Genomic DNA, 26,241 nt, shown 5'->3' with positions numbered 1-26,241 from the left:
CTCTATTCTTTCTTGTATAGCGTGCGCGACCGCTCAAGATGTCGGAGCATGGCAGCCTCGGCGCGGTCCGCATCCTTAGCCGACAAGCAATCCAATATTTCCTCGTGCTCAACAAGGGTATATTTCTCTTTGCCGGTCCAGATAAGCATATGGGTGTGATACTCTTTCAGCCAAGCCAGCATAGCTTCGCTTACTGCGACCAATATTGGATTGCCAGCAATTCTAGCTATCCGGACATGAAACTCCATATCGGCAGCGATGAATGCTTCTGCATCACCGAGCGATTTCCGCTGCCGTTCGATGATCTCCCGCAGCTCGGCGATATCATCTTCCGTTGTCTTCTGTGCAATCTCGCGAACAATACCACGTTCGAAGAAAATTCGCGCGCTCTTCAAATCTTCCAGCGTGTCCATTGATTGCGCAATCATGATCTTCGCAGTCGGATCCACCTGCTGAAAGATCGACTTTGCCGTCAACTTCAAAACCTTGGCGCGCTCACCATGCGAAATGCTGACCAGCCCCATCTTGGCAAGTGACTGCATCGCCTCGCGGATCGCGGGCCGCCCAACGCCAAATCGCTCCATCAGAACGCGCTCGGACGGCATCTCGTCGCCCGGCGTCAATTCACCGGAAGTAATCATGTTTTCGAGCCGGTCGAAAACTTCGTCGGATAGTTTGCGGCGAATGATGGGTTCAATTGCTTGGGTCATGCGTCTCACTGCTCATGAGCTTTTCTCCCTTATGCATCTTCAAATGCTCTGAGGAAAGCCGTTACCCACACTCTCGCGACCGGTTAACAATTTTCCGCTTGCAGATATTGGAATACTCATTATACCAGTTTGCACTCAAACACCATGCGCTTATTGCAGGCGCAACGAAAACCGTGAGTGACGACAATTCCGATGAACATCTGCTTGACCTATCGCATTGAGACAACCGGCGGCATCGAACAGATGGCGGCCAAGATCGCGAGCGATCAGTCGACCGGCACTTTCGTCGCCGTTCCGGGTGAGACGGAAGAACTGAAGGCGCGGGTTGCAGCACGTGTGCTCGAGATTCGCCCGCTTGAAGACGCAATGGTGCCTGCATGGCCGGAGCTTGAGCCCGGACACAGCCCGATCAGGCGCGCCGATGTCGATATTGCTTTTCCGCTCGATGCAATCGGTACCGATCTTGCAGCACTGATGACGATTGCCGTTGGCGGCGTCTATTCGATCAAGGGCATGACAGGCATCCGCGTTGTCGACATGAAGCTGCCGGAAGCCTTCAAAAACGCGCATCCCGGCCCACAGTTCGGCATTGCCGGAAGCCGTCGTCTGACAGGCGTTGAAAAGCGTCCGATCATCGGCACCATCGTCAAGCCCGCGCTCGGGCTGCGTCCACATGAGACGGCAGAACTCGTCGGTGAACTCATTGAGTCAGGCGTCGATTTCATCAAGGACGATGAAAAACTGATGAGCCCGGCCTACTCGCCGCTTAAAGAGCGCATCGCCGCGATCATGCCGCGTATTCTCGATCACGAACAGAAGACCGGCAAGAAGGTCATGTATGCCTTCGGCATCTCCCATGCTGATCCTGACGAGATGATGCGCAATCATGACATGGTGCTCGAGGCTGGCGGCAATTGCGCTGTGGTCAACATCAACTCGGTCGGCTTTGGCGGCATGAGCTTCCTGCGCAAGCGCTCGGGCCTCGTGCTTCATGCCCATCGCAATGGCTGGGATATTCTGACCCGCAATCCGGGCGCTGGTATGGATTTCCGCGTCTATCAGCAGTTCTGGCGTCTGCTCGGTGTCGATCAGTTCCAGATCAACGGTATTCGCGTGAAGTATTGGGAGCCGGACGAAAGTTTCGTCAATTCGTTCAAGGCCGTCAGCACGCCCCTGTTTGATCCGTCCGATTGTCCGCTTCCTGTAGCCGGTTCCGGGCAATGGGGTGGACAGGCACCTGAAACCTATGAGCGCACGGGCCGCACGACGGACCTGCTTTATCTGTGCGGCGGCGGCATTGTCAGCCATCCGGGTGGCCCGGCTGCCGGTGTTCGCGCCGTACAGCAGGCATGGGAAGCAGCAGTTGCGGGTATTCCGCTTGAAACTTACGCCGCAGATCACCCCGAACTTGCAGCTTCGCTCGCGAAATTCGGGAAAGGTGACGAGTAATGTCACAGGCTTCCAACGAATCGCTGCTGTCTTATTACGGCGATGATCTGACCGGCTCGACCGATGTTATGGAAGCCATGGCATCCAATGGCGTCGACACTGTGCTGTTCATGAATGTGCCGGATGAAGAGCTTCTTTCACGCTTTTCGCACTGCAAGGCTATCGGTCTTGCTGGAACCAGCCGCAGCGAAACGCCGGAATGGATGCAGGAAAATCTCACGCCAGCGTTCAAGTGGCTCAAAAGCCTGAATGCTGCGATTGCGCATTACAAGGTCTGCTCGACATTCGATTCCGCACCTCATGTAGGCAATATTGGCAAGGCCGTCGAAATCGGCAAAGCAATCTTCGATCAGGCCTATGTGCCGTTGATTGTCGGTGCGCCGCAGCTCAAGCGTTACACATCTTTCGGCAATCTCTTTGCCGCCTATCAGGGCGAAACCCATCGTATCGACCGTCATCCCGTCATGAGCCGCCATCCGGTCACGCCCATGCATGAAGCAGACCTGCGCGTGCATCTGGCAAAGCAGACCGCACTGAAAACGGTGCTTGCTGATCTCGTAGCGCTTTCAGCCGCAGATGCAAATGATCGCATAAACGCAATTGTCAAAGATGCTGACGGCATGTTGTTGCTTGACGTCGACAGCCACGAAAGCCAGTTGCAGGCAGGCGAGCAGCTCTGGCGTTTGCGTTCCCGCGACGGCTGGTTTGTTGCTGGTTCGTCGGGTGTTGAATATGCGCTTCTGGCCGCATGGGCCAAGGCCGGACTGATCGGTGCAAAAAAAGAGTTTCCGCTTCCGGGCAAAGCCGACCGCATTGCGGTCGTTTCAGGAAGCGTCTCACCGACGACAGAACGTCAAATTTGTCACGCGACGGCATCAGGCTTTACCGGCATTGATCTCAACCCACTCGATCTGCTGGGTGAGAATGGCAATCAGGCAATCGAAGCTGCCATTGCTGACGGCCAGAAGGCGCTCCAGCAGGGCAACAGCGTTATCCTCAACACCGCCCTTGGTCCATCGGCTGACCGAGGTACAGAAATCGACAAGATTGCAGGCAGCCGCCACAAGCTGGCCCGCAGCCTCGGCCTCATCCTCCGCAGCCTTGTCGAGCGCGAAAGGCTTACCCGCGCAGTCATTGCAGGCGGCGACACTTCGAGCCACGCATTGCGTGAATTGCATGTCGATGCACTCACCACGCTTTTGCCACTTCCACAAACACCGGGGTCGCCGCTTTGCACGGCGCACGGCGCTCACGCCGCCACCAACGGCCTCCAGATTGCCCTCAAGGGCGGTCAGGTCGGTTCTGACGGTTATTTCAGTCAGATTCGCGACGGCCTGACCGCTTGAATCTGGAATACTCATTGACTGGTTATACCAGTTACGCTACCAAAAGTCTGGGAAGGAACTACAATCATGACAGCTATCGCTTTGTTCGGAGCGGGCGGCAAGATGGGCTACCGTCTGGCCAAGAACCTCAAAGGTTCGCGCTTTGACGTCCGTCACATCGAAGTCAGCGACGCAGGCAAGGCACGCCTGAAGAACGACCTCGGCATAGATACCATCGATGTTGATGCGGGTCTTGAAGGCGCGGAAGTCGTCATTCTGGCTGTGCCGGATACCATCATCGGTAAGGTCGCAGCAGGCATCGTAGACAAGCTGAAGCCGGGCACGATGGTTGTTGCGCTCGACGCAGCTGCACCATTTGCCGGTCATCTGCCAGAGCGCGCAGATCTCACCTATTTCGTGACCCATCCTTGCCATCCGCCGATCTTCAACGACGAAACGGATATGCAGGCAAAGAAGGACCACTTCGGCGGTCTGTTTGCAAAGCAGCACATCGTTTCGGCTCTGATGCAGGGACCGGAAGAAGCTTATGCGCTGGGCGAAGAAATCGCCAAGGTCATCTGGGCACCAGTGATGCGCTCGCATCGCGTAACTGTTGAGCAGCTCGCAATTCTCGAGCCGGGCCTCTCGGAAACCGTTGCAGCTTCGCTTCTCGTTGTCATGAAGCAGGCCATGGATGAAACCGTTCGTCGCGGCGTTCCTGAAGAAGCAGCGCGCGACTTCCTGCTCGGCCACATGAATGTTCTCGGCGCCGTCATCTTTGGCGAAGTCCAGGGCGTATTCTCCGATGCCTGCAACAAGGCAATCGAATTCGGCATTCCTGCGCTGATGCGCGACGACTGGAAGAACGTTTTCGAACCGGAAGAAATCGCAGAAAGCATCCGTCGCATTACGTGACGTTATCCGGGAGGGCGCAATGCGCCTTCCCCTTTTTACCGCCTCTTGGGAAACGGGGCTTGATTTGGGAGGAAAATATGAAGTTTACACGCAGGACAATTGCGCGCGGTTTTGCGATTGCAGCCGTCTCGGCAACATTGGCAGGCGGTGTTGTCATGCCAGCATGGGCCGCTGATCTGATCGCAATCATCACACCATCGCACGACAATCCATTCTACAAAGCTGAAGCCGTGGGTGCTGAAGCCAAAGCCAAGGAACTTGGCTACGAAACACTGATCCTTCAGCATGACGACGATCCAACCAAGCAGTCACAGCTTGTCGATACGGCAATCGGTCGTGGCGCAAAGGCAATCATTCTCGACAATGCTGGCTCGGAAGCATCGATTGCCGCCGTTCAGAAGGCCAAGGATGCCAAAGTCCCTTCATTCCTGATCGACCGTGAAATCAATGCCTCAGGCGTTGCAGTGTCGCAGATTGTTTCCAACAACTATCAGGGCGCGCAGCTCGGTGCGGAAGAATTCGTCAAGCTGATGGGCGAAGTAGGCAATTATGTCGAGCTTCTCGGTCGCGAATCCGACCTCAATGCTGGCACCCGCTCCAAGGGCTATCACGACGTCATCGATGAATATCCAGACATGAAGATGGTTGCGCAGCAGTCGGCCAACTGGAGCCAGACCGAAGCCTTCACAAAGATGCAGAGCATTTTGCAGGCAAATCCCGACATTAAGGGTGTGATTTCCGGCAACGACACCATGGCCATGGGTGCCTGGGCAGCGCTTGAAGCTGCAGGCCGCAAGGACGTCATCGTTGTCGGCTTCGACGGCTCCAACGATGTCCGCGACTCCATCAAGGCCGGTGGCATCAAGGCAACGGTTCTTCAGCCAGCCTATGCTCAGGCACAGATGGCTGTCGTTCAGGCTGACGAATTCATCAAGACCGGTAAGGGCCCTGCTGAAGAAAAGCAGCTGATGGACTGCGTCCTCATCAATCCTGACAACGCAGACAAGCTCGAAACTTTCGCTTTGAAGGACTAACTCCCAAGGCTTGCGACATCGGGAGCGCCGACAAATGTTAGCGCTCCCGAAATGCTCCTAATACCGAGGATAAATTCATGTCAGTGCTGAAGTCAGCTTCCATTATCCTGCTGGCCTGCGGTGTCGCGCTTTCGGGCTGCAAAATCATCAAGACTCCGACAGCAGAAGAAGCCGCAGAAGCACGCGGCGATAATTTCAATCCCGATCGTTCGGTTGCCGACATTTGGGACTCAAAAGTTAAGCCGTTTTTTACCGAGAAAACCGCAACGCTTGATGAAGTGATGCAGGCAGCAAACACAGATGCGGATGCAGCCGGAGCGAAATACGGTCATCGCGAAAAGCAGGGCAATGCCCCCTGGACCTTTGCAGCCAGGCTTGAAGGCGCAGTGGTCGCCGCTGAAACAAAGTCACGTGCCGCCTATGTCGATGTCGACAGCAATGGCGATGGCAAGGCCGATGCACGCGTGCAGATCGGGCCGACCGTTCGCGGCAGCGCAATCCGTGACAGCCTGTCCTTTGTGAACTTCAACGAGTTTCGCAATCAGATCGACTGGGCGCAATTTGGCAAGGCTTTCAACACCCGCATCAACGATGACGTATTGTCCAAGCTGCCACGCGAAGAACTCATTGGCATGAAGGTGAAGGCCGAAGGTGCTTTCCCGTTGCCATCGAAGGGCCAGCTTCCTCTTGTGACGCCTGTTTCCATCTCTCTGGAGAAGTAAGCCATGGAGACGGAATTAAACGAGAAAAACGATATCGTCCTCAAGCTTGAGGATGTTTCGAAGGTCTATTCAGGCATTGTCGCGGTAAAGCGCGCCAATCTTGAATTGCGCCGTGGTTCGGTCAATGTGCTTGTCGGCGAAAACGGTGCGGGTAAATCCACGCTGATGAAAATCATCGCAGGCGTTGAGCGTCCGACCATGGGGAAGATTATTCTCGATGGCGAGGAAGTGTCATTCGACAGCCCTGCCGACGCGCAGAAGCGCGGCATTGCGATGATCTTTCAGGAACTGAACCTGTTTTCAAACATGACGGTGGCCGAGAATATCTTTGCCACACGCGAGATCACACGCGGTTTGCGTGGCATTGATCACAAGGCGCAGGTCGTCAAGGCCAATGAATATCTCGACCGCCTTGACGCAGGCATCAGTGCAACTACGCTCGTCGCCGATCTGCCAATCGGTCAGCAGCAGCTTGTCGAAATCGCCAAGGCTATTTCGCTCGATGCACGCATCGTCATCATGGATGAACCGACATCGGCCCTTTCTGCAGCCGAAGTCGATATTCTGTTCAAGGTGATTGCCGAGTTGAAAAGCCAGGGCGTTGCAATCGTCTATATTTCGCATCGTCTTGAAGAACTGATGCGGATTGGCGATTACATCACGGTTCTGCGCGACGGAAAAATCACCGGCCAGGAAGAGATCAAAAATATCGATACGCAATGGATTGTGCGTTCGATGATCGGCTCCGATGCCAAGGACTTCGCCAAGCCTGTGACCCACAAGATCGGTGCAGAACGGTTTCGCGCTGAAAACATCACCCTGCCGCGTGCGACTGGCGGGCTTGCAGTTGATGACGTCTCCCTGACCGTGCGCGCAGGCGAAGTTCTGGGCATTTACGGCCTTATGGGCGCGGGACGTTCCGAGTTTTTCGAGTGTGTGATGGGCCAGCATGGACACTCCACCGGCCATATCTATATCGATGGCAGGCAAGTGAAGGAACGCGATACGACCCGTCGCATCCGGCGCGGCCTTGCCCTCATACCGGAAGATCGTCAGCGCGAAGGTCTGGTACAGATTTTGTCGATTGCCAGCAATTTGACACTGGCAAGTCTTGATCGTTTGGCGCGCTTCTTCCACATCACGCCAAAGCGTGAAAAGCAGGCCATTCAACAGGCGATCAAAGACCTTTCGATCAAGGCACCAAACCCCGAATTCGAAGTCACTTCGATGTCAGGTGGCAATCAGCAAAAGGTCGTCATCGGCAAGGCGCTGATGACCAATCCAAAAGTTCTTCTGATGGATGAGCCATCGCGCGGCATCGATGTCGGTGCCAAGGCCGATGTCTTCCGCACCATGCGCAGACTTGCTGCCGAAGGTCTTTCCATTCTTTTTTCAACCTCTGATCTGGAGGAAGTCATGGCGCTCTCCGATCGCATCGCGGTGCTCAGCAATGGGAAACTGGTCGCCATATTCGACCGCGACAAAGCGACGGAAGCCGACATTGTTGCCGCTTCGGCCAAAGGCCACGGGCACACACATGACAACGATCACAACAAACAAACAAGGGAACGCGCGTCATGACAGCCAACACGACGACGGCCGCCACTGACTCAACCTTTAACAGCGGCTCGGCCCTGTTGACGCTGATGAAACTGAGAACCTTCATCGCGCTTTTTGCGGTGTTCATCTTCTTCTCGTTCGCGGCACCGAACTTCCTTTCAGCCGCCAACCTGATCCTGATGTCAAAGCACGTTGCGCTTAACGCTTTTCTTGCAATGGGCATGACCTTCGTCATTATCACAGGCGGCATCGACCTTTCCGTCGGCTCCATTGTCGGGCTTTGCGGCATGGTTGCCGGTGGCCTTCTGATCTACGGCATCGATCTTGGCATCGGCTATACGATCTATTTCAACATCATCGAAATCTCGCTGATCACATTGGCCGTTGGTGTCGCAGTCGGCTTCATAAACGGGCTATTGATAACCAAACTGAATGTTGCGCCCTTCATCGCGACACTCGGCACGCTTTATGTGGCGCGCGGTCTGGCTCTTCTGTCCTCGGACGGCCAAACCTTCCCGAACCTCGTGGGCCGTGAAGACCTGGGCACAACCGGCTTCGCATTTCTCGGATCGGGCAGCATTCTCGGTCTTCCGGTATCGATCTGGATTCTGATCGTCGTTGCATTGGCCGCAGCCTATATCGCGCGATACACACCGCTTGGTCGCCAGATTTTCGCAGTCGGCGGCAATGAGCGTGCGGCACGCATGTCGGGTATCCGCGTCGACCGCGTAAAGATGTTCGTTTACATGTTTTCGGGCTTCTGTGCCGCAATTGCCGGGCTTATCATCTCGTCTGAACTGATGTCTTCGCATCCAGCAACCGGCAACTCGTTCGAGCTGAACGCCATCGCAGCAGCCGTTCTCGGCGGCACTTCGATGTCAGGCGGACGCGGCACCATTGGCGGTACAATCATCGGGGCATTCGTCATCGGTATTCTCTCCGACGGTCTGGTTATGATGGGCGTATCGTCCTTCTGGCAGATGGTCATCAAGGGCCTTGTCATCATCATTGCCGTGGTGGTTGATCAGGCACAGCGCCGCCTCCAGCAGCGCGTTACACTTATGCAAATGGCAAAAGCAGGATAAAGGCTCAGTAAATGGCGGAATTGAATGGCGCTCTGATCGGCTGCGGTTTCTTCGCAATCAACCAGATGCACGCATGGAATGACGTTTCAGGTGCCAAAATCGTGGCAATCTGCGACCGCGATCCTGAGCGGTTGAAGATTGTCGGCGACCAGTTTGACATCGAACGCCACTACACGGATGCGCAAGCGCTGTTTGCAGATGGCGGCATCGACTTTGTCGATATCGCCACCACAGTTTCAAGCCATCGTGCTCTGGTGGAACTTGCTGCTGCCCACAAGGTGCCAGCAATCTGCCAGAAGCCTTTTGCCAAAACGCTTGATGATGCAAAGGCCATGGTGAAGGTCTGCGATGAAGCAGGTATTCCGCTCATGGTCCATGAAAACTTCCGCTGGCAGACGCCTATTCAGGCAGTGCACAAGGCACTCGACAGTGGCGTCATCGGCACGCCGTTCTGGGGACGTTTCTCCTTCCGCTCGGGCTTCGACGTGTTTTCCGGGCAGCCATATCTTGCAGAAGGCGAACGCTTCATCATCGAAGACCTCGGGATCCACACGCTTGATATTGCGCGCTTTATCTTGGGCGACGTTACGAGCCTTGTCGCACGCACCAAGCGTGTGAACCCTAAGATCAAGGGTGAAGATGTTGCAACCATCCTCATGGACCATGAAAATGGTGCTACTTCCATAGTTGACGTAAGCTATGCCACCAAGCTCGAAACCGATCCTTTCCCGGAAACACTCATTGAAATTGATGGCACCGAAGGTTCGATCCGGCTTTATCAGGGTTATCGCCTTGAAGTGATTACGCCGAACGGCACCACGGTTTCCGACGTTTCGCCAAAACTGCTCTCGTGGGCCTCACGTCCATGGCACAATATTCAGGAAAGCGTTTTTGCCATTCAGCAGCATTGGGTGGACAAGCTGGAAACTCGCGAAGAAACCTCGACATCGGGTGCGGATAATCTCAAGACTTTCGCGCTTGTCGAAGCCGCCTATGACAGTGCCGCAAGCGGCAACCGCGTCGACATTACGGCGTTGCTCAAATGAGCAACGTCGATCCTTTCCTGCTCTATGGAACGCGTGAAACCGAAGCTAAGCCGACGCATCTGAAAGCGGGCTTGCTTAGCCTGGATTTGAACGACGGCAATCTTCGCACCATCACTTACGACGGTGTCGAAGTTCTGCGTGCCGTCTCCTATCTGGTGCGGGATCGCGACTGGGGGACCTATAATCCGCAAATCCATGATCTGAACGTCGAGCAAAGCGACAGCGGTTTCATCGTCACCTATCAGGCACGTTGCGAAGGCCCGGATGCGACCAAACTCACCATTGATGTCTGCATTCAGGCAAAGAGTGGCGGTACGCTCACTTTCGACGCCGTAGCGAATACTGCGACAGGCTTTGAAACCAACCGGTGCGGCTTCTGCATCCTGCATCCAATCGTCGGCGTTGCCGGTTCGCCTGTGAGGGTCGAGCATGTCGATGGCACGCTCGATAGAACACAGCTGCCCTATCTGATTGAGCCATGGCAGCCTTTCAAGGATATGCGTGCGATCACCCATGAGGCCATGCCTGGCGTTACGGCCGAATGCCGCATGGAAGGCGATACATTTGAGATGGAAGATCAGCGCAACTGGTCCGATGCATCTTACAAGACCTATGTACGTCCGCTGGCCTTGCCATGGCCTTACCAGATCGAAGCCTCCAAACCTCAGCATCAGCGCATCGTGCTCAACATTTCCGACACACGCAAAGCAGCATTACAAGCGGGCATGAATGCGGAGCCGGTGAGCATTACGCTCGGCAACACAAGTGGCAAATTGCCAAATATCGGCATCATCATCACACCGGAAGAAGCCAAGGCAAGCCTTGCTGCAATTGATCTGTTGCAGGAAATTGACCCGCAGGATTTGTTATTTCAATACGATCCAATGGCAGGTCATAACGGATCAGCTTTTGCTGATTTCGCGACCTTGGCTGCGAAGCATAGCGCGCGCGTTTCGCTCGAAATTGCATTACCTTGCGAGAAATCGCTCATCGAAGAGACGACAGCAATCGCTTCTGACATGAAAGCGGCTGGCTTTAACCCAGATGCGGTCATTGTTTCACCGGCTATAGATCGGCAGTCGACACCACCCGGCAGCGAATGGCCAACCTGCCCCCCGCTCGAAGATGTCTATGCGGCAGCAAGAGCAGCCTTCCCGAATGCGCGGCTTGGTGGCGGAATGCTGAGCTATTTCACCGAGCTTAATCGCAAGTGCGTTCCAGGCGAGCTTGTTGATTTCGTCACCCATTGCACCAATCCGATTGTTCATGCCGCCGATGATCTAAGCGTCATGCAAACACTGGAGGCGCTGCCTTTCATTACCCGTTCGGTGCGAGCAGTCTATGGCGACAAGCCCTATCGCATCGGGCCGTCTACCATCCCCATGCGCCAGAATCCTTATGGCAGCAGAACGATGGAAAACCCGAATGGCAAGCGCATTGCGATGGCCAATCGCGATCCGCGCCATAATGGAAAATTCGCGGAAAGCTTCGCATTGGCCTATGCCATATCGGTGCTGAATGCTGGTCTCGACAGCCTTACACTTTCAGCCCTCACCGGACCTTTCGGACTTACTGCAGGTGAAGGCGAACCAACACTCGCAGGTGGGAAACGTCCACTCTTCACCACGATAAAAACATTGTCCGGACTTGCAGGAAAGGATTGGTGGCAGCTTATTTCGTCGCGGCCTGATCACGTTCTGGCCTTTGCAACAGAGCACGAATTCTGGCTGGTAAACATCACGTCACAGCCTCAGACTGTCAGCATCGCTCAATTCGCCAAGATTACTCTCGATCCCTACGCGGTCCAGAACTTGAAACGCTCATAGTTTTAATCGCGTCGTTGTTGTTTTGATCGGGAGCGGCCAATGCTGAGCTATAAAAATGATATGCCCGCCAGCAAGAACTGACGGGCATAAATCCAAAGGGTTTTCGGCGATTTAAATCACATTTGGTGTGATAGGCGAACCCAAATCATTCCCACTCGATCGTGCCGGGCGGCTTTGAGGTCACGTCATAAACAACACGATTGATGCCGCGTACCTCGTTGATGATGCGAGTTGCCGCATTGCCAAGAAAGTTCATGTCATAATGGTAAAAATCGGCGGTCATGCCGTCCACAGACGTCACGGCGCGCAGTGCGCAGACGAATTCGTAGGTACGGCCATCGCCCATCACGCCCACGGTCTGAACCGGCAACAGAACGGCGAAAGCCTGCCAGATGGCATCATAGAGACCAGCCTTGCGGATTTCATCCAGATAGATCGCGTCGGCTTCGCGCAGAATCTCGAGTTTCTCGCGCGTAATACCGCCCGGGCAGCGGATAGCGAGACCCGGTCCCGGGAACGGATGGCGGCCGATGAAGCTATCCGGCAGGCCGAGTTCCTTGCCGAGCAAGCGTACCTCGTCCTTGAACAGTTCCCGCAGTGGTTCGACGAGCTGCATCTTCATGCGCTCCGGCAGACCACCTACATTGTGGTGCGACTTGATCGTGACAGAAGGACCGCCGGTAAACGAAACGCTTTCGATAACGTCCGGATAGAGCGTGCCCTGCACGAGGAAATCCGCACCGCCGAGCTTCTTTGCTTCTTCCTCGAACACTTCGATGAAGAGACGGCCAATCGTCTTGCGCTTCTTTTCAGGATCGGTTTCGCCTTCCAGCTCACCGATGAAACGATCAGCAGCATCAACGAGAATGAGCGGCAGGTTGTAATGTTCGCGGAACATTTCAACGACTTGGTTAGCTTCGTTTTTACGCATCAGCCCGTGATCAACCAGAATACAGGTCAGCTGATCGCCGATGGCTTCATGCGCCAGGAGTGCTGCAACAGAAGAATCCACACCGCCGGAAAGCGCACAGATCACCTTGCCGCTACCAACCTGCTTCCGGATCGCCTCGACTGCCTGTTCGCGATAGGCGCCCATGGTCCAGCCCGGCTTCACACCGACGATACGATGAACGAAGTTCTGAAGAAGTTTTGCACCGTCCGGTGTATGCACGACTTCCGGGTGGAACTGCACGCCGTAATATTTGCGCTTCTCGTCAGCGATAGCCGCAAAAGGTGCGTTTGGCGAAGTGCCTATAATGGTAAAACCATCGGGCAGCGACGTAACACGGTCACCATGGCTCATCCAGACCTGATGACGGGTGCCCTTGGCCCAGATGCCTTCGAAGAGTGGGCTATCTTCCTGCACATCCAGGAAAGCACGACCGAATTCGCGATCATGGCCACTTTCGACCTTACCACCCAATTGGGCGCACATCGTTTGTTCGCCGTAGCAGATGCCGAGAACGGGAATGCCTTCCTCGAAAACGGCCTGCGGCGCTCGCGGCGCCCCAATATCAGTCGTCGAATGGGGGCTGCCTGAAAGGATAACACCTTTCGGCTTCAGCCGCTTGAAAGCCTCTTCCGCAGACTGGAAAGGGACGATTTCACAATAGACGTTGGCTTCGCGCACGCGACGCGCAATCAGCTGCGTAACCTGGCTGCCAAAGTCGATGATTAGGATTGTGTCGGGATGTGCCGTGGTGCTCATGTGCAGCATCTATTTAAAAAGTGACCGGGATGCAATGCCTATATGGGTTATAGACATCATGCTCAACAAGTGCGTTGGCAAAAATCCACCTATACTGACATACCATTGTCAGGATCCCACAGGAGACCATCCGCGATTGCAGCCTCCAATCGCTCGACAGCATGGGCCAGTTTTTCATCGATAACGTGCAGATACTGCGTCCAGTCCCCGACATGCTGCAACTCGCTTGCACCATCGGAGATACCGCGAAGCCCAAAAAGCGGAATTCCTGCGAGCTGGCATGCGCGCAGACAGGCATAGGTTTCCATATCGACCATATCCGCATCAATCGTCGTATAGGCTTTGCCGGAAACGATATTGGCACCTGTTGAGAGCGAAGCGACAGGGATTTCTGGTACAGAAACCGGGAGCTCGATCACTTTGGGAAGATCGAGAAAAGGCGTTGCGCCTTTTTCAAACCCGAGAGGTGAAGCATCCATATCGCGATAGGATACGGAAGATACCTGAAACACTTCAGCTTGCGGTAATCTGGCTGAGCCTGCTGAGCCAAGCGAGACCACGAGGTCGGGCTTTTCTCCCGCCTGCGCCAGACCTGCAAGAGTATATGCAAGATTGGCAGCCGCCTCGACTGGCCCTACCCCGATCATGACCGGCGTAAAGAGCTTCGCCAAATGACGCCCATATTCGGCATCCACTGCCATGACGTAGAGGAGACGCTTTCCGGCGACAGTTTTAATCATCCCTGCAGGCCTTTTCTGTCCTGCACGACCATCATTGTTCCGGTCATGGTTGCGATCAGGCGCACTTCCGTGTCAGTTACGGCGAATGCCTGTCCATCACTAACCATGATCGTCCGCCCGGGTTTGGTGACCTCTCCACGAAAGAGGAAACGTTCCCCTTTGCCCGGAGCAAGCAGATTCACTTTGAACTCGATGGTCAGTACAGCTGCGTCGGAGGGCATCAGTGTCAGTGCCGCATAGCCACAAGCAGAATCGAGAGCGGCAGAAATCATACCCGCATGGAGAATGCCATGCTGTTGCGTCAGCTCCTCACGAAACGGCATCTCAACTTCAACGATACCGGGCTCACACCGTGTCAGTTCAGCGCCTATCAGTTTCATGGCTGCTTGTCGACCAAAACTTTCCTCGACGCGCTCTTTGAAATCCGGTTCTGCTACACGATGTGCTGACATCGTCCCCCCTTCTTTCCATCTATTATCACGCATTATCCAACGGAAAACCGCTTCGCACTTTTGCTGGAAATGCTTTAGTTTGATCTCTGCAGAAGGCTCACATAAAACCCGTCAGTGCCAGTGGACAATGGCGAGAATACCGCGCCGTGCGACGAGAATACTGGCTTCACATCACCAGCGTCCGCTACAATTGTATCCCACAAAGCCTTTGGCGCAACTTCCGTAAAATCAGCATTCCCTGTGAGAAACTGTGCAACCTGTCTCGTGTTTTCTTCTGCGAACAATGAACAGGTAATGTAGGCCAGAAGTCCGCCCGGTTTCACATAATGCTTGGCAGATTCCAGCACTTCCTTCTGGTCCTGAACGCGCCGCTCAAGCTGCTGGTCGTTCAACCGCCATTTCGCATCCGGGCGGCGGCGCCATGTGCCGGAACCAGTGCACGGTGCATCGGTCAGCACGAGATCCATCTGCCCTGTCAGTGGGTCCAGTGCATCGAGATTTCCATGGACCTGCGTGTTACGCACTCCAGCACGCTGCAGTCGCTCATGCATCGGCGATAATCGGGAGCGTTCAGCATCATAGGCGTGAATTTGGCCGCTATTTTGCATCGCAGCGGCCAAAGCCAATGTCTTTCCACCAGCTCCAGCGCAATAGTCCAGTACCTGCTGGCCGGGTTTGGCACCGGCAAAGAGCGCAGCAAGCTGTGACCCCAAATCCTGGACCTCGAACCAGCCGTCGAGAAAGGCCTGCTCGCCCTGCACATTCGGATGGCGCCCAAGTGCTTCAATCGGCGGGATGCGTAGCGCCTGCGCAAGGAACGGCGCGGGTGCAGCACCAGCCTTTTCAAGTGCTGTGAGCGTTTTTTCCGGCGTCGCCTTCAAACTGTTCACACGAAGATCGACTGGCGGTCGCGTTGCCAGCGCCCTGCCTTCATCCACCCAGCGCGCGCCGAAAAGTTCCTCAAGCGACGATGCACACCATTCGGGCACATCCGCCTGAACATGGGCAGGCGCTTCGGTGACATCCCTGCTTTCCCAAGCAATACGACGCGGCTGCTCCAGCACTTCCGGCGCAAACTTGTCTCCATCGAGAGCAGCGTCGATGGCCGCAATATCCATGCCGCCGTCGGCCAATAATGCGCCAAAAGCCAGAGCGCGTGCGTCATCGGCATCCATTCGCCATGCGATGGATAATTTGCGGCGCAGTGCATCATAGACAATGTTGCCGATCACAGCGCGATCGCCCGCGCCTGCGAAACGATGGGAAGCGCCCCAATCCTTCAACACATCAGAAGCCGGGCGTGTGCCCGCTTCAATCTGATCCAATACCTCGATAGCCGCCTGCAGGCGTCCGCCAAGCCGCATTGTGTCTCCTTCTCAAATGCCTGCTCGGGCATAGCCTTCCTTACAGGGAAAAGGCAATCGGCAAATCAAAACAAAAAAAGCCGGAGCAACGACCTCCGGCTTTCTTTATGTCTTATAAACACGGTTTATTCGGCTGCCGTTGCCTCTTCATTTGTAGCAATCGTGTTGGCTTCATAACCATGTGCATCCTTCAAGGCTTTGCGCACACCAGCCTCATAGTCGGGATGGATCAGCTTGAAGTGGCCGAGCTGACGCTCAACGATGAAGCCCGGAACTCCACCCATTGCCGCCGCAATATTGGAGAACAGACGCTGTTTCTGTCCGTCATCGAACAGATTGAACAAGGCCCGCGGCTGCGAGTAATCGTCATTTCCCACACGATGGTCATAACGGGCGGCATCGCCGGAAATGCGCAACGGCGGCTCCTTGGCCGACGGCTGTTCAACCGGGCCGTTAAACGAATTCGGCTCGTAATAGGCGTCCGGATTGCCGGTCTTGATACCGCCATAGACATTCATCTGACCATCACGGTGATAGTGATGAACCGGGCACTTCGGCTGATTGACCGGAATGCTTTCGTAATGCGTGCCAAGGCGATGACGATGCGCATCCGCATAGGAGAAAATACGCGCCTGCAACATCTTGTCGGGTGAATAGCTGATACCCGGCACGATATTCGACGGCGAGAAAGCCGCATTTTCTATTTCGGTGAAGTAGTTTTCCGGATTACGGTTCAGCTCCATGATACCGATATCGATCGGCGGATAGTCCGCATGCGGCCAGACTTTGGTAAGATCAAACGGATTGTACGGTGTCTTGTCGGCGTCGAGTTCCGGCATAATCTGCACCTGAACCTTCCACTTCGGGAAATTGCCCTTGTCGATGGAAGTGAACAAGTCTTCCTGCGTGGATTCTCGCGTGCGACCAATCACACCTTCGGCTTCAGCATTGGTCCAGTGCTTGTGGCCCTGCATGGTCTTGAAATGGAACTTGACCCAATAGCGTTCACCGGCATCGTTCCAGAACGAATAGGTGTGAGAACCATAACCGTTGATATGACGCACATCGGTCGGCAAACCACGATCAGACATCAGGATCGTCACCTGATGCAGGCTTTCAGGCGAGAGCGACCAGAAGTCCCACATGGCGGTCGCCGAACGCAGGTTCGTCTTGGGATGACGCTTCTGGGTGTGGATGAAATCCGGGAACTTGACCGGGTCGCGTACAAAGAACACAGGGGTGTTGTTGCCGACCAGATCCCAGTTACCTTCCTCCGTATAGAACTTGAGAGCAAAGCCGCGCACGTCGCGCTCGGCATCAGCAGCACCCTGCTCGCCGGCAACGGTCGAGAAACGCGCCAGCATCGGCGTCTGGGCACCCGGCTGCAGTGCCTTGGCCTTGGTGTATTTCGAAATATCGCCGGTGATGGTCAGCGTACCATAAGCGCCCCAGCCCTTGGCATGAACGGCACGTTCCGGGATACGTTCGCGGTTTTGATGGCTTAGTTTTTCAATGAGCTGATAGTCCTGCATCAAAAGCGGGCCGCGCTCACCTGCGCTCAGGGAATTCTGGTTGTCCGGTATCGGAGCGCCTGCACTCGTCGTCATAATTGGGCGATCTGTCATGGGAATTCCCTCCTGAAAAGCCAATATTGGAATACAACTAGCCTTGCTATAAGCACGACACAGTTCGTCCGTGTCGTGCCGTGGCTAGGTAACTGGCTCAGATTAGACCTATTCCAATCATAATCTCCAATTGCTTTTCCGATTATTTTCGATAAGTTTTTCTTATCATGTTTACAGTACGTCAAATGCGCTATTTCGAAGCGCTTGCCGCCACGCTGCATTTCCGCAAAGCCGCGCAACTGGCACACGTGTCCCAGCCGGCCCTTTCGGCCCAGATCGCGGAAATGGAAGCTCTTGCAGGCGCGCCCCTTTTCGAGCGCTCACAGCGACAGGTGATAATGACGGAGCTCGGCAAGCAGCTTTATCCGGGTATCCAGACCATCTTGCGCGAACTCCACACACTTGAGGAAATTGCCGCGCAAAGCCGGGGATTGTTACAAACACGGCTGCGGTTGGGTATCATTCCAACTGTTGCTCCGTATTTGGTCCCGGTTCTTATCCCTCTTTTGCGCGAACGTCATCCGTCATTCCGCCTCCAATTGCGAGAAAGCGTAACCGCGAAACTTCTTGATGAACTGCACGCGGGCGAAATCGATGCAATTGTCGCTGCCCTTCCCATTGATGATGAGCGGCTTGCCCAAAGAAAGCTGTTCGACGACCGCTTCCTGATTGCGACCTCAACCAATGATCAAACGGTTCTCGCTTCGCCTATGACACAGGACAACGTCGCTCTCGACCGTTTACTCCTGTTGGAAGAGGGGCATTGCATGCGGGATCAGGCATTGGCCGTCTGTTCGCTGCCTTCTCAGCGCCAGCTTGTAAAATATGGTGCCACCAGCATGACCACGCTTCTACAAATGGTGAGTCATGGAATGGGCCTTACTCTCATTCCCGAAATCGCGGTGCGCGCAGAAGCACGCAGTAATCATATGCGTATCGTGCCCTTTGACGGCGAGCAACCAAAGCGGGAAATCGCCTTGTTCTGGCGGCGACAGAGTATGCGCCGAAAAGACTTTCAGGCGCTTGGTGATTGTATCGTGGAAAGCGCCAACGGGCTTCTCATCGATCCAAAGGAACTAGAAACTCTCGCAAAATGAAAAGGCGGCTTGAAGCCGCCTTTTATAAGTACACAGGGAACTGACCTTACATGCCGCCGGGATAGTTCGGGCTCTCGCGGGTGATTGCAACGCCATGCGAATGGCTTTCCCGCAACCCGGCGTTGGAAATGCGCACAAAAGTCGCCTTCTCGCGGAATTCCTCCAGCGTCTTCGCGCCTACATAGCCCATGGAAGCACGCAAACCGCCTGCAAGTTGGTGCAGGACCGCGGAAATCGGCCCCTTGTAAGCCACCTGTCCTTCGATGCCTTCCGGTACGAGCTTCAGCTCATCGCGCACTTCCGCTTGGAAATAGCGGTCTGCCGAACCGCGCGCCATGGCGCCGACCGACCCCATACCGCGATAGGCTTTAAACGAGCGGCCCTGATGCAAATAGACTTCGCCGGGGCTTTCTTCCGTACCGGCCAACAGCGAACCAGCCATTGCCGCGACCGCTCCAGCGGCCAACGCCTTGGCGAAATCGCCCGAAAACTTGATGCCGCCATCAGCGATTACCGGGATATTCTGCTTCTGCGCTGCTTCAACGGCTGACATAATGGCCGAAAGCTGTGGAACACCGACACCGGCAACAATACGCGTGGTGCAGATCGAGCCCGGCCCGATACCAACCTTGACCGCATCCGCACCGGCATCAATCAGTGCCTGTGCACCAGCGGTCGTTGCCACATTACCTGCAAGAATTGCTATATTCGGATAGGCTTTCTTGATACGGGCCACTGCATCAAGAACGCGCTGCGAATGGCCATGCGCCGTATCCACCACCAGAAGATCGACACCGGCTTCGATCAAACGTTCGGCGCGCTCGTAACCGTCTTCACCAACGCTCGTTGCTGCAGCAGCGCGCAGACGTCCCTGAGCGTCCTTGGCGGCGTTCGGATTGAGCTGCGATTTTTCAATGTCCTTGACGGTAACGAGACCGACACAACGGCCCTGATCGTCGACAACGAGAAGCTTTTCAATACGATGCGCGTGCAACAGACGCTTTGCTTCGTCCTGATTGACATTCTCGCGAACCGTAATGAGGTTCTCACGGGTCATCAGCTCGTGGATTTTCTGCTTCGGATCGGACGCAAAACGGACATCGCGATTGGTCAGGATACCGACAAGACGGCCCGGCCCCTTGGTAGCATTTTCAACGACTGGAATACCGGAAATTCCATGTGCCTTCATCAATGCCTGAGCGTCGGCAAGTGTGGCATTCGGCCCGATGGTAACCGGATTTACAACCATGCCGGATTCAAATTTCTTTACCTGACGGACTTCTTCCGCCTGACGTTCCGGCGTCAGATTACGGTGAATGACGCCAATACCACCGGCCTGCGCCATCGCGATAGCCAGACGGGATTCCGTCACCGTATCCATGGCAGCAGAAAGAAGAGGAAGGTTAAGCTCGATATCCTTGGCGATGCGCGTACGCAGATCAACCTGCCCCGGCATTACTTCGGAATGGCCCGGCTGCAACAGCACATCATCAAATGTGAGAGCGAGAGCGCCAGTGGGCGATTCCACGATTTTAGCCATTGCCAATTCCTTTGCCTATTTTATCGAATGAGAAAAGCCGCCTCTCCGGAATAGGTCCGGGAGCAGCGACACATCTGGTTTGCTAGGTTGAATTGGCACCGGCTGGTAACACGGTTATGACCAAATGGAAAGCCTTTTGCTGACAAGTTTCAGTTACCGATAAGGATTTACGTGATAAATCTCTGCACACATCGAAATCGGGCAGCAGCAGGCTTGCAGGGGCAAAGTGAGAAAATCCTATAGACGCGTTCCACTCATCCGCCGGTCAAAAGCCATGTGGATCTCACCACATGTCTGGAAACCGCGACTGGTCTTCTGGTGCGGCGCACTGGCCATCGGTCTTATCAGTGTAGGCTTTGCCGAAGCTGCGGACATTGCACAAGATTGGTTCAAGAGCCTCACAAGTGGAAGCGGCTGGCGTGCATGGCTTCCCCTGCTTATCACGCCGGTGGGGTTTATGGCCTGTTCCTGGATAGCCTTATCCTGGTTTCCAAATTCTGGAGGCAGTGGCATTCCGCAAGCAATTGCCGCACGCCATTTGCACGATCATGAAGATCGAACTCTGCTGCTTTCACTCAAAACCGCGATCGGTAAGATCATTCTTACTCTGGCCGGGCTTTTCAGTGGTGCATCTATCGGTCGTGAGGGTCCAACCGTGCAGATCGGTGCGTCCATCATGATGCAATCAGCGCGTTTCGGCGGCATGGAACAAGCGCGTGGTCTCATCCTTGCAGGCTCTGCCGCAGGTATAGCGGCTGCGTTCAATACCCCCCTTGCAGGTGTTGTCTTCGCTATTGAGGAGATGGGGCGCGCCTACGCCGCACGAACCAACGGTCTCGTATTATCTGCTGTTATTCTCGCCGGTCTTGCTTCGCTGGGCCTCGTTGGAAACTATAATTATTTCGGGCTGACCACCGTTACTGCTTCCAGCGGTAAAGACTGGGTTCTGGTGATTGCGTGCGGTGTAATTGGTGGAGCATTCGGGGCTGCCTTCAGTGCGCTCGCACTCGAACTAGGACGTCGTGTGCGACGCCGCATACAAAAGGCCCCTCTTCGCAACGCAGTATTTTTCGCGGGAATTTGCGGTCTTCTGGTCGCTATCATTGGCATTGCGTCCGGCGGATCGACCTTTGGAGCAGGCTACGATCAGGCACGGAGCGCCGTGGAAGGGTTGGCTCTTCCACCTCTTTATTTCATAGGGAAGTTCCTTGCTGGTCTCCTTTCCATGATTTCGGGGATACCGGGCGGAATCTTTGCACCTTCTTTGTCGGTCGGTGCGGGACTAGGCAGCACAATCGGCCTGGTTCTTGGAACCAGTGCGAGTCTTGCTGCTGTTCTCGGTATGGCAGGCTATTTTGCTGGCGTCGTGCAAGCGCCGATGACTGCATTCGTCATCATTCTGGAAATGACCGGCAATCATAACAACGTCATTCCACTCATGTGCGCATCGATGCTGGGCTACGGCACTGCACGGCTGATCTCTCACGAGCCGCTCTACCATGCTTTGTCACGTGACTACGTGGCAGACGTACTGCGCCAGCGCCGGGCGCGCGAAAAGAATACGTTCTCTCAATAGAGCGAAAATGGAGGAGAAAACTGTTCATGGATCGCAGAACATTCGCCAAGTCGCTTGCGGGACTTGGGGCAATGCCCTTTGTCGTCAATGCGGCATCGGCAGCTACTGAGGGAGGAGCAGGCATGCTGGAGCTTATGGGTGGAAGCATCACGGATGTACCCGGAATCAAGCTGGGACACCACACACTGACAAAACGCCCGACCGGCTGCACTGTTCTTCTCTGCGAAGAAGGCGCTTCCGCGGGTGTTGATGTACGCGGTTCGGCGCCCGGTACGCGTGAAACCGATCTGCTCGATCCGATCAATTATGTGCAGCAGGTTCAAGCTATTCTGCTTTCCGGCGGCAGTGCCTATGGTCTGGCGGCTGCGACTGGCGTTATGCGTTATCTTGAAGAGAACAATCTCGGCTTCAAGATCGGCAAAGGCGTCGTTCCGATTGTACCAGCAGCAATCCTGATGGATCTCGGTGTCGGAGATTTTTCTGTGCGTCCCGATGAGGAAGCCGGTTATCTGGCATGCCAGGCCGCCAAGGCTGAAGCTTCTGGAGAAGGCAACATCGGTGCTGGTGCAGGCGCTACCGTCGGCAAAATGTTCGGCATGGACTACGCCATGAAGGGCGGGCTCGGCACAGCCAGTTACAAGGTGCCTGGCACCGAAATCGTTGTCGGCGCAATTGTTGCCGTCAATGCTGTTGGTGACGTCTATGCACCGAACTCGCGCCAGATTCTGGCTGGTGCGCGGACCGAGGACGGCAAGGGCTTCCGTGATACGATGTCCGCCATCATGCAGGGCCATGGCGTGGTCAAGTCCGGCGGCGCCAACACCACGATTGGCGCAATAGCGACCAACGTCCCGTTCGACAAGGCTCAACTGAAAAAGATTGCGGGCATGGCGCATGACGGTTTTGCGCGCACTATCAATCCAATCCACACTATGTGGGACGGTGACACGATCTTCGCACTTTCCACAGGCAAGGCAAAAAGCGTGGAAGCCGATGTAACTGCGATTGGAGCGATTGCAGCGACTGTTATGGCAGAAGCCGTGGCACGTGCGGTTGTCAATGCAGACAGCCTTAAGGATTTGAATTTGCCAGCATATAAGGATTATGCCCCGCAGTAAGGTGGTTACCTGTTAACAATACTGTGCACTTCGGCGGCCCCTCAGACGCACAAAAGGCAGTCTGGATGGACTGTAGAAGCGTGTTCTTTACAGAAGCGAATCCTTCTATAGTTCCATCATGCCAATTCGACACTTAAGCGAAACCATCATCAATCAGATCGCAGCGGGGGAAGTCATCGAACGCCCCGCCAGCGTTATCAAGGAACTTGTCGAAAATGCTATCGACGCTGGCGCGACCCGCATTGAGGTCGTGACCGGTGGCGGTGGCAAGACATTGTTGCGCGTGACGGATAATGGTTCGGGGATTCCGGTCGATGAGCTTCCATTGGCAGTTTCCCGCCACTGTACCTCCAAGCTTTCGGACGATGTGCACGACATTCGTGCACTTGGGTTTCGTGGGGAAGCTCTGCCATCTATTGGCTCGGTCGCAAAACTGACCCTCAAATCTCGTCCGCAGGACGCTGACTCCGGCTTTGAAGTATCGGTTTCCGGCGGACATCTCGACGGTCCCCGTCCTTCCGCGCTCAATCGCGGGACAATTGCCGAGGTCCGCGATCTTTTTTTCGCGACGCCTGCCCGTCTCAAATTCATGAAAACGGATCGTGCGGAAGCTTCCGCCATAACCGATGTCGTCAAGCGCATCGCAATTGCCTTTCCCCATGTCCGCTTTTCGCTTGCAGGCACCGACAGGACACCACTGGAACTGGCCGCAACCGGCAGCGGCGCAGAAGCAACGCTTGAGCGCATCAATCAGGTGCTCGGAAAAGAATTCGGCGAAAATGCGCTTGCCATTGACGCGGAACGCGACGGCGTACGTCTGGCCGGATTTGTCGGCATCCCCTCCCATAATCGTGGCAACGCCCTGCATCAGTTCGCCTATGTGAATGGGCGCCCGGTGCGGGACAAACAGCTTTTCGGCGCATTGCGTGGAGCCTATGCGGATGTCATGGCACGTGATCGTCATCCGGTTGCCGTATTGTTTCTGACGCTGGATCCGGCATTTGTCGACGTTAATGTGCATCCTGCCAAGGCTGACGTGCGTTTCCGTGATCCAGGTCTTGTGCGCGGGCTAATCGTCGGGGCGATCAAACAAGCACTGGCGCAATCAGGTATTCGGCCTGCGACCAGCGGTGCCGATGCCATGCTGCAAGCGTTCCGTGCAGAAGGATTCCAGCCGCCCTCACCATCATTCACATCGCGGCCTTCTTCGGCTGGTTATGCATCGGGGAGCTGGCACCCCGCAGTTTCCTCGCCGAGAACCGAATGGTCACCGCAGACCGCACATCCGGCGCATCGGCCGCTGGACTTGGGAGCGGCACCCTCCTTTCAGGAAAGTGACCAGGCGACGCTCGCCACCGTTAACGTGCTGGCGGCAGATGCCCGAGCGACGCGTGACGAAGCACCGGTGGAACTCCAGCAGAAGCCACTCGGGGCGGCCCGCGCGCAAATCCACGCGAACTATATTGTCTCCCAGACCGAAGACAGTCTCGTCATTGTAGATCAGCATGCGGCTCACGAACGTCTCGTTTATGAGGCGTTGAAAAACGCCCTGCATTCTCGTCCCATATCGGGACAAATGCTGCTTATTCCTGAAATCGTGGATCTGCCGGAAGAAGACGCCGAGCGACTGGCAACCCACGCGGAAACACTTGCCCGCTTTGGCCTTGGCATCGAGCAATTCGGGCCAGGTGCTATCGCGGTGCGTGAAACGCCCGCAATGCTCGGAGAAATGAACGTGCAGCAGCTGATCCGCGATCTTTCGGATGAGATTGCGGAACACGACACATCTGAAGGATTGAAGGCCATGTTGAACCATGTGGCCGCAACAATGGCCTGTCATGGTTCCGTTCGCTCGGGGCGACGGTTGAAGCCTGAAGAAATGAATGCGCTCCTGCGTGAAATGGAAGCCACCCCCGGCTCAGGCACCTGCAATCACGGTCGCCCAACCTACATCGAACTGAAACTGACAGATATCGAACGGCTATTTGGCAGGCGCTGATAGAATTACAACGACGTATGATGTTGTACTGCTGGACGCAACGCACGACGCTTGCTAGAGTCGGCTACAAAGGTTTTACACACATGAATAAATTTGAATCCCCCCGTTCTTCCGAAGCTGTTCTGCGCTATCTCGACGGTGATTATGAAATCGTCAGGCATGGAGCCTATGTCGCGTGTGCGGTGACAGGCGCCCATATCCCGCTCGATGAACTCAAATATTGGAGTGTTTCGCGGCAGGAACCCTACGCAACAGGCCTGATTTCTTTTGAACGTGAGTTGGAAGTCAATCCTGAAATGCGTAGCCGAAAGAAGGCTTAAAATCAGCTTGTAACACGGCTTTTGAAGCGCTCGATGACCGTATCCAGAATGTGGTCAAGCGCATCGTTGCGATCAAATTTGAGATCAACGTTAAGGACAGCGAGTTTCGTCAGAAAACCGGCAGGAACTCCAATCATCGTTGCCAGACGCACCTGATCCTTCGCCGTAGTGATCAATCCCAATCCCTGACGACGTGCTGTGTCTGTCAGATTGCGAATATCGTCTGATGCAAAGCTGTGATGATCGGGGAATGAGCATGTTTCCACAATCTCACCGCCTGCTTCAGCAACACTTGCATAGAATTTTTCAGGATTGCCTATGCCCGCAAATGCAAGCCAACGATTGCCCGCTATTGGTGTGGTAGACGACGGCTTAAGCCGGGCTTCATATATCGGTCTACCTGCTCGTGCTGTCTGACGGATAACGAAATCAGCACCATCACCTTTGCCGATACGCAGCAAAGCGTCGGTCTTACGCATTTGATCAGTCAGTGGAGCCCGCAGGGGGCCTGCCGGTATGACCTTTCCATTGCCAATACCACGGGCAGCATCCACAACCAGCAACGAAAAATCGGCAAAAAGTCGTGCGCTCTGGAAACCGTCATCCATGATGATGAAATCGCAACCGAGCGCCTGTAAATGTCGAGCCGCCTTTAGCCTATCAGGACAGAGAGCCACCGAAGCATGACGTGCCAGCAGGAGTGGCTCATCCCCGACGTAACGCGCACTGTCATGCGCGGGATCAACAACGTGTAGTCCCTTGTAAGCGCCGCCATAGCCGCGTGAGACGATGCCGGGGTTTAGACCTCGTGCTTTTGCGCCAGCAGAAAAAGCAATTGCAGTCGGTGTTTTTCCGGCCCCACCTACGGTAAAATTGCCCACGCAAAGAACCGGCAGAGAAATTTTTGGTGGTTCCGCTTTCAAAAGCCGACGGCCCGCCACGGCTCCGTAGAGCCAGGCAGCAGGCGCCAAAGACAAAGCGCGCCAATCAGGTTTATCCCACCAGAAAGGCGGCGCTTCACTCACCATAC

The 26,241-nt window shown here is 55.1% G+C and carries 22 protein-coding genes; 14 read left to right on the top strand and 8 right to left on the bottom strand.

The window, feature by feature from the left end:
• Nucleotides 1-2: 2 nt before the first annotated feature.
• Complete coding sequence (locus OANT_RS15875; RefSeq protein ID WP_012092514.1) at nucleotides 3-710, bottom strand: transcriptional regulator NanR; 708 nt, start codon at nucleotides 708-710, stop codon at nucleotides 3-5.
• A gap of 192 nt (nucleotides 711-902) precedes the next feature.
• Here OANT_RS15875 and oiaX point away from each other — a divergent pair, with 192 nt between their 5' ends.
• From oiaX to apnL, 9 genes are all read left to right on the top strand, one after another.
• Nucleotides 903-2,159, top strand: a complete 1,257-nt coding sequence (oiaX, locus tag OANT_RS15870; protein ID WP_011982781.1) for a 3-oxo-isoapionate-4-phosphate decarboxylase OiaX — start codon at nucleotides 903-905, stop codon at nucleotides 2,157-2,159.
• Nucleotides 2,159-3,505: a four-carbon acid sugar kinase family protein gene (locus OANT_RS15865; protein WP_011982780.1), complete on the top strand. Its 1,347-nt coding sequence runs from the start codon at nucleotides 2,159-2,161 to the stop codon at nucleotides 3,503-3,505. The genes oiaX and OANT_RS15865 overlap by 1 nt, the downstream gene beginning before the upstream one ends.
• Nucleotides 3,506-3,571: 66 nt before the next feature.
• On the top strand, nucleotides 3,572-4,399 hold the full coding sequence (locus OANT_RS15860) for a phosphogluconate dehydrogenase C-terminal domain-containing protein (RefSeq protein ID WP_011982779.1): 828 nt from the start codon (nucleotides 3,572-3,574) through the stop codon (nucleotides 4,397-4,399).
• Nucleotides 4,400-4,476: 77 nt separating this feature from the next.
• Nucleotides 4,477-5,433, top strand: coding sequence for a D-ribose ABC transporter substrate-binding protein (locus tag OANT_RS15855; RefSeq protein ID WP_011982778.1), 957 nt, complete (start codon nucleotides 4,477-4,479; stop codon nucleotides 5,431-5,433).
• Between the two features lie 77 nt (nucleotides 5,434-5,510).
• Complete coding sequence (locus OANT_RS15850; protein ID WP_011982777.1) at nucleotides 5,511-6,155, top strand: DUF2291 family protein; 645 nt, start codon at nucleotides 5,511-5,513, stop codon at nucleotides 6,153-6,155.
• Nucleotides 6,156-6,158: 3 nt separating this feature from the next.
• Nucleotides 6,159-7,736: a sugar ABC transporter ATP-binding protein gene (locus OANT_RS15845; protein ID WP_011982776.1), complete on the top strand. Its 1,578-nt coding sequence runs from the start codon at nucleotides 6,159-6,161 to the stop codon at nucleotides 7,734-7,736.
• Nucleotides 7,733-8,800, top strand: coding sequence for an ABC transporter permease (locus OANT_RS15840; protein WP_010661025.1), 1,068 nt, complete (start codon nucleotides 7,733-7,735; stop codon nucleotides 8,798-8,800). The genes OANT_RS15845 and OANT_RS15840 overlap by 4 nt, the downstream gene beginning before the upstream one ends.
• 11 nt (nucleotides 8,801-8,811) lie before the next feature.
• A complete protein-coding gene (locus OANT_RS15835) occupies nucleotides 8,812-9,846 on the top strand; it encodes a Gfo/Idh/MocA family protein (RefSeq protein ID WP_011982775.1) in 1,035 nt (344 codons plus the stop codon).
• Nucleotides 9,843-11,672, top strand: a complete 1,830-nt coding sequence (gene apnL / locus OANT_RS15830; RefSeq protein ID WP_011982774.1) for a D-apionate lactonase — start codon at nucleotides 9,843-9,845, stop codon at nucleotides 11,670-11,672. Before OANT_RS15835 ends, apnL begins: the two co-directional genes overlap by 4 nt.
• Nucleotides 11,673-11,817: 145 nt before the next feature.
• On the opposite strand, the gene guaA is transcribed toward apnL, so the two are convergent.
• From guaA to katA, 5 genes are all read right to left on the bottom strand, one after another.
• Nucleotides 11,818-13,380 (bottom strand): glutamine-hydrolyzing GMP synthase, encoded by a 1,563-nt coding sequence (gene guaA, locus OANT_RS15825; protein ID WP_040128756.1) that lies wholly within the window; start codon nucleotides 13,378-13,380, stop codon nucleotides 11,818-11,820.
• 89 nt (nucleotides 13,381-13,469) lie between these two features.
• Nucleotides 13,470-14,120, bottom strand: coding sequence for a 5'-methylthioadenosine/S-adenosylhomocysteine nucleosidase (locus tag OANT_RS15820; RefSeq protein WP_011982772.1), 651 nt, complete (start codon nucleotides 14,118-14,120; stop codon nucleotides 13,470-13,472).
• The gene (locus tag OANT_RS15815; protein WP_010661020.1) at nucleotides 14,117-14,572 is read right to left on the bottom strand and encodes a PaaI family thioesterase; all 456 of its coding nucleotides are present in this window, start codon (nucleotides 14,570-14,572) and stop codon (nucleotides 14,117-14,119) included. Before OANT_RS15815 ends, OANT_RS15820 begins: the two co-directional genes overlap by 4 nt.
• A gap of 74 nt (nucleotides 14,573-14,646) precedes the next feature.
• Nucleotides 14,647-15,936 (bottom strand): RsmB/NOP family class I SAM-dependent RNA methyltransferase, encoded by a 1,290-nt coding sequence (locus OANT_RS15810; RefSeq protein ID WP_011982771.1) that lies wholly within the window; start codon nucleotides 15,934-15,936, stop codon nucleotides 14,647-14,649.
• A 125-nt stretch (nucleotides 15,937-16,061) separates the two neighbouring features.
• The gene (katA, locus tag OANT_RS15805) at nucleotides 16,062-17,561 is read right to left on the bottom strand and encodes a catalase KatA (RefSeq protein WP_011982770.1); all 1,500 of its coding nucleotides are present in this window, start codon (nucleotides 17,559-17,561) and stop codon (nucleotides 16,062-16,064) included.
• 167 nt (nucleotides 17,562-17,728) lie between these two features.
• Here katA and OANT_RS15800 point away from each other — a divergent pair, with 167 nt between their 5' ends.
• Complete coding sequence (locus tag OANT_RS15800) at nucleotides 17,729-18,658, top strand: hydrogen peroxide-inducible genes activator (protein WP_011982769.1); 930 nt, start codon at nucleotides 17,729-17,731, stop codon at nucleotides 18,656-18,658.
• A gap of 46 nt (nucleotides 18,659-18,704) precedes the next feature.
• Here the strand turns inward: OANT_RS15800 and guaB are convergent, their stop codons facing one another.
• A complete protein-coding gene (gene guaB, locus OANT_RS15795) occupies nucleotides 18,705-20,198 on the bottom strand; it encodes an IMP dehydrogenase (RefSeq protein WP_011982768.1) in 1,494 nt (497 codons plus the stop codon).
• 226 nt (nucleotides 20,199-20,424) lie between these two features.
• Between guaB and OANT_RS15790 the strand changes: the two genes are divergently transcribed.
• The 4 genes from OANT_RS15790 (at nucleotide 20,425) to OANT_RS15775 (ending at nucleotide 25,211) form a co-directional block, all read left to right on the top strand.
• Entirely contained in the window at nucleotides 20,425-21,774 is a 1,350-nt protein-coding gene (locus OANT_RS15790; protein WP_011982767.1) for a chloride channel protein, read from the top strand.
• 26 nt (nucleotides 21,775-21,800) lie between these two features.
• A complete protein-coding gene (locus OANT_RS15785; RefSeq protein ID WP_011982766.1) occupies nucleotides 21,801-22,892 on the top strand; it encodes a P1 family peptidase in 1,092 nt (363 codons plus the stop codon).
• 118 nt (nucleotides 22,893-23,010) lie between these two features.
• On the top strand, nucleotides 23,011-24,891 hold the full coding sequence (gene mutL, locus OANT_RS15780) for a DNA mismatch repair endonuclease MutL (protein ID WP_011982765.1): 1,881 nt from the start codon (nucleotides 23,011-23,013) through the stop codon (nucleotides 24,889-24,891).
• An 83-nt stretch (nucleotides 24,892-24,974) separates the two neighbouring features.
• Nucleotides 24,975-25,211, top strand: coding sequence for a DUF2093 domain-containing protein (locus OANT_RS15775; RefSeq protein ID WP_010661012.1), 237 nt, complete (start codon nucleotides 24,975-24,977; stop codon nucleotides 25,209-25,211).
• Between the two features lie 2 nt (nucleotides 25,212-25,213).
• Here the strand turns inward: OANT_RS15775 and lpxK are convergent, their stop codons facing one another.
• Nucleotides 25,214-26,239, bottom strand: a complete 1,026-nt coding sequence (gene lpxK / locus OANT_RS15770) for a tetraacyldisaccharide 4'-kinase (protein WP_011982763.1) — start codon at nucleotides 26,237-26,239, stop codon at nucleotides 25,214-25,216.
• Nucleotides 26,240-26,241: the final 2 nt, after the last annotated feature.

This window comes from Brucella anthropi ATCC 49188, assembly GCF_000017405.1.
Taxonomy (GTDB): Bacteria; Pseudomonadota; Alphaproteobacteria; order Rhizobiales; family Rhizobiaceae; genus Brucella; species Brucella anthropi.
Note: the sequence above shows the minus strand (reverse complement) of the source record. Positions and strands in the feature narration are given on the sequence as shown.

Bases quoted from the DNA above. Each gene is read 5' to 3' on its own strand.
- OANT_RS15875 (WP_012092514.1), bottom strand. From the start codon at position 710: ATGACCCAAGCAATTGAACCCATCATTCGCCGCAAACTATCCGACGAA.
- oiaX (WP_011982781.1), top strand. From the start codon at position 903: ATGAACATCTGCTTGACCTATCGCATTGAGACAACCGGCGGCATCGAA.
- OANT_RS15865 (WP_011982780.1), top strand. From the start codon at position 2,159: ATGTCACAGGCTTCCAACGAATCGCTGCTGTCTTATTACGGCGATGAT.
- OANT_RS15860 (WP_011982779.1), top strand. From the start codon at position 3,572: ATGACAGCTATCGCTTTGTTCGGAGCGGGCGGCAAGATGGGCTACCGT.
- OANT_RS15855 (WP_011982778.1), top strand. From the start codon at position 4,477: ATGAAGTTTACACGCAGGACAATTGCGCGCGGTTTTGCGATTGCAGCC.
- OANT_RS15850 (WP_011982777.1), top strand. From the start codon at position 5,511: ATGTCAGTGCTGAAGTCAGCTTCCATTATCCTGCTGGCCTGCGGTGTC.
- OANT_RS15845 (WP_011982776.1), top strand. From the start codon at position 6,159: ATGGAGACGGAATTAAACGAGAAAAACGATATCGTCCTCAAGCTTGAG.
- OANT_RS15840 (WP_010661025.1), top strand. From the start codon at position 7,733: ATGACAGCCAACACGACGACGGCCGCCACTGACTCAACCTTTAACAGC.
- OANT_RS15835 (WP_011982775.1), top strand. From the start codon at position 8,812: ATGGCGGAATTGAATGGCGCTCTGATCGGCTGCGGTTTCTTCGCAATC.
- apnL (WP_011982774.1), top strand. From the start codon at position 9,843: ATGAGCAACGTCGATCCTTTCCTGCTCTATGGAACGCGTGAAACCGAA.
- guaA (WP_040128756.1), bottom strand. From the start codon at position 13,380: ATGAGCACCACGGCACATCCCGACACAATCCTAATCATCGACTTTGGC.
- OANT_RS15820 (WP_011982772.1), bottom strand. From the start codon at position 14,120: ATGATTAAAACTGTCGCCGGAAAGCGTCTCCTCTACGTCATGGCAGTG.
- OANT_RS15815 (WP_010661020.1), bottom strand. From the start codon at position 14,572: ATGTCAGCACATCGTGTAGCAGAACCGGATTTCAAAGAGCGCGTCGAG.
- OANT_RS15810 (WP_011982771.1), bottom strand. From the start codon at position 15,936: ATGCGGCTTGGCGGACGCCTGCAGGCGGCTATCGAGGTATTGGATCAG.
- katA (WP_011982770.1), bottom strand. From the start codon at position 17,561: ATGACAGATCGCCCAATTATGACGACGAGTGCAGGCGCTCCGATACCG.
- OANT_RS15800 (WP_011982769.1), top strand. From the start codon at position 17,729: ATGTTTACAGTACGTCAAATGCGCTATTTCGAAGCGCTTGCCGCCACG.
- guaB (WP_011982768.1), bottom strand. From the start codon at position 20,198: ATGGCTAAAATCGTGGAATCGCCCACTGGCGCTCTCGCTCTCACATTT.
- OANT_RS15785 (WP_011982766.1), top strand. From the start codon at position 21,801: ATGGATCGCAGAACATTCGCCAAGTCGCTTGCGGGACTTGGGGCAATG.
- mutL (WP_011982765.1), top strand. From the start codon at position 23,011: ATGCCAATTCGACACTTAAGCGAAACCATCATCAATCAGATCGCAGCG.
- OANT_RS15775 (WP_010661012.1), top strand. From the start codon at position 24,975: ATGAATAAATTTGAATCCCCCCGTTCTTCCGAAGCTGTTCTGCGCTAT.
- lpxK (WP_011982763.1), bottom strand. From the start codon at position 26,239: ATGGTGAGTGAAGCGCCGCCTTTCTGGTGGGATAAACCTGATTGGCGC.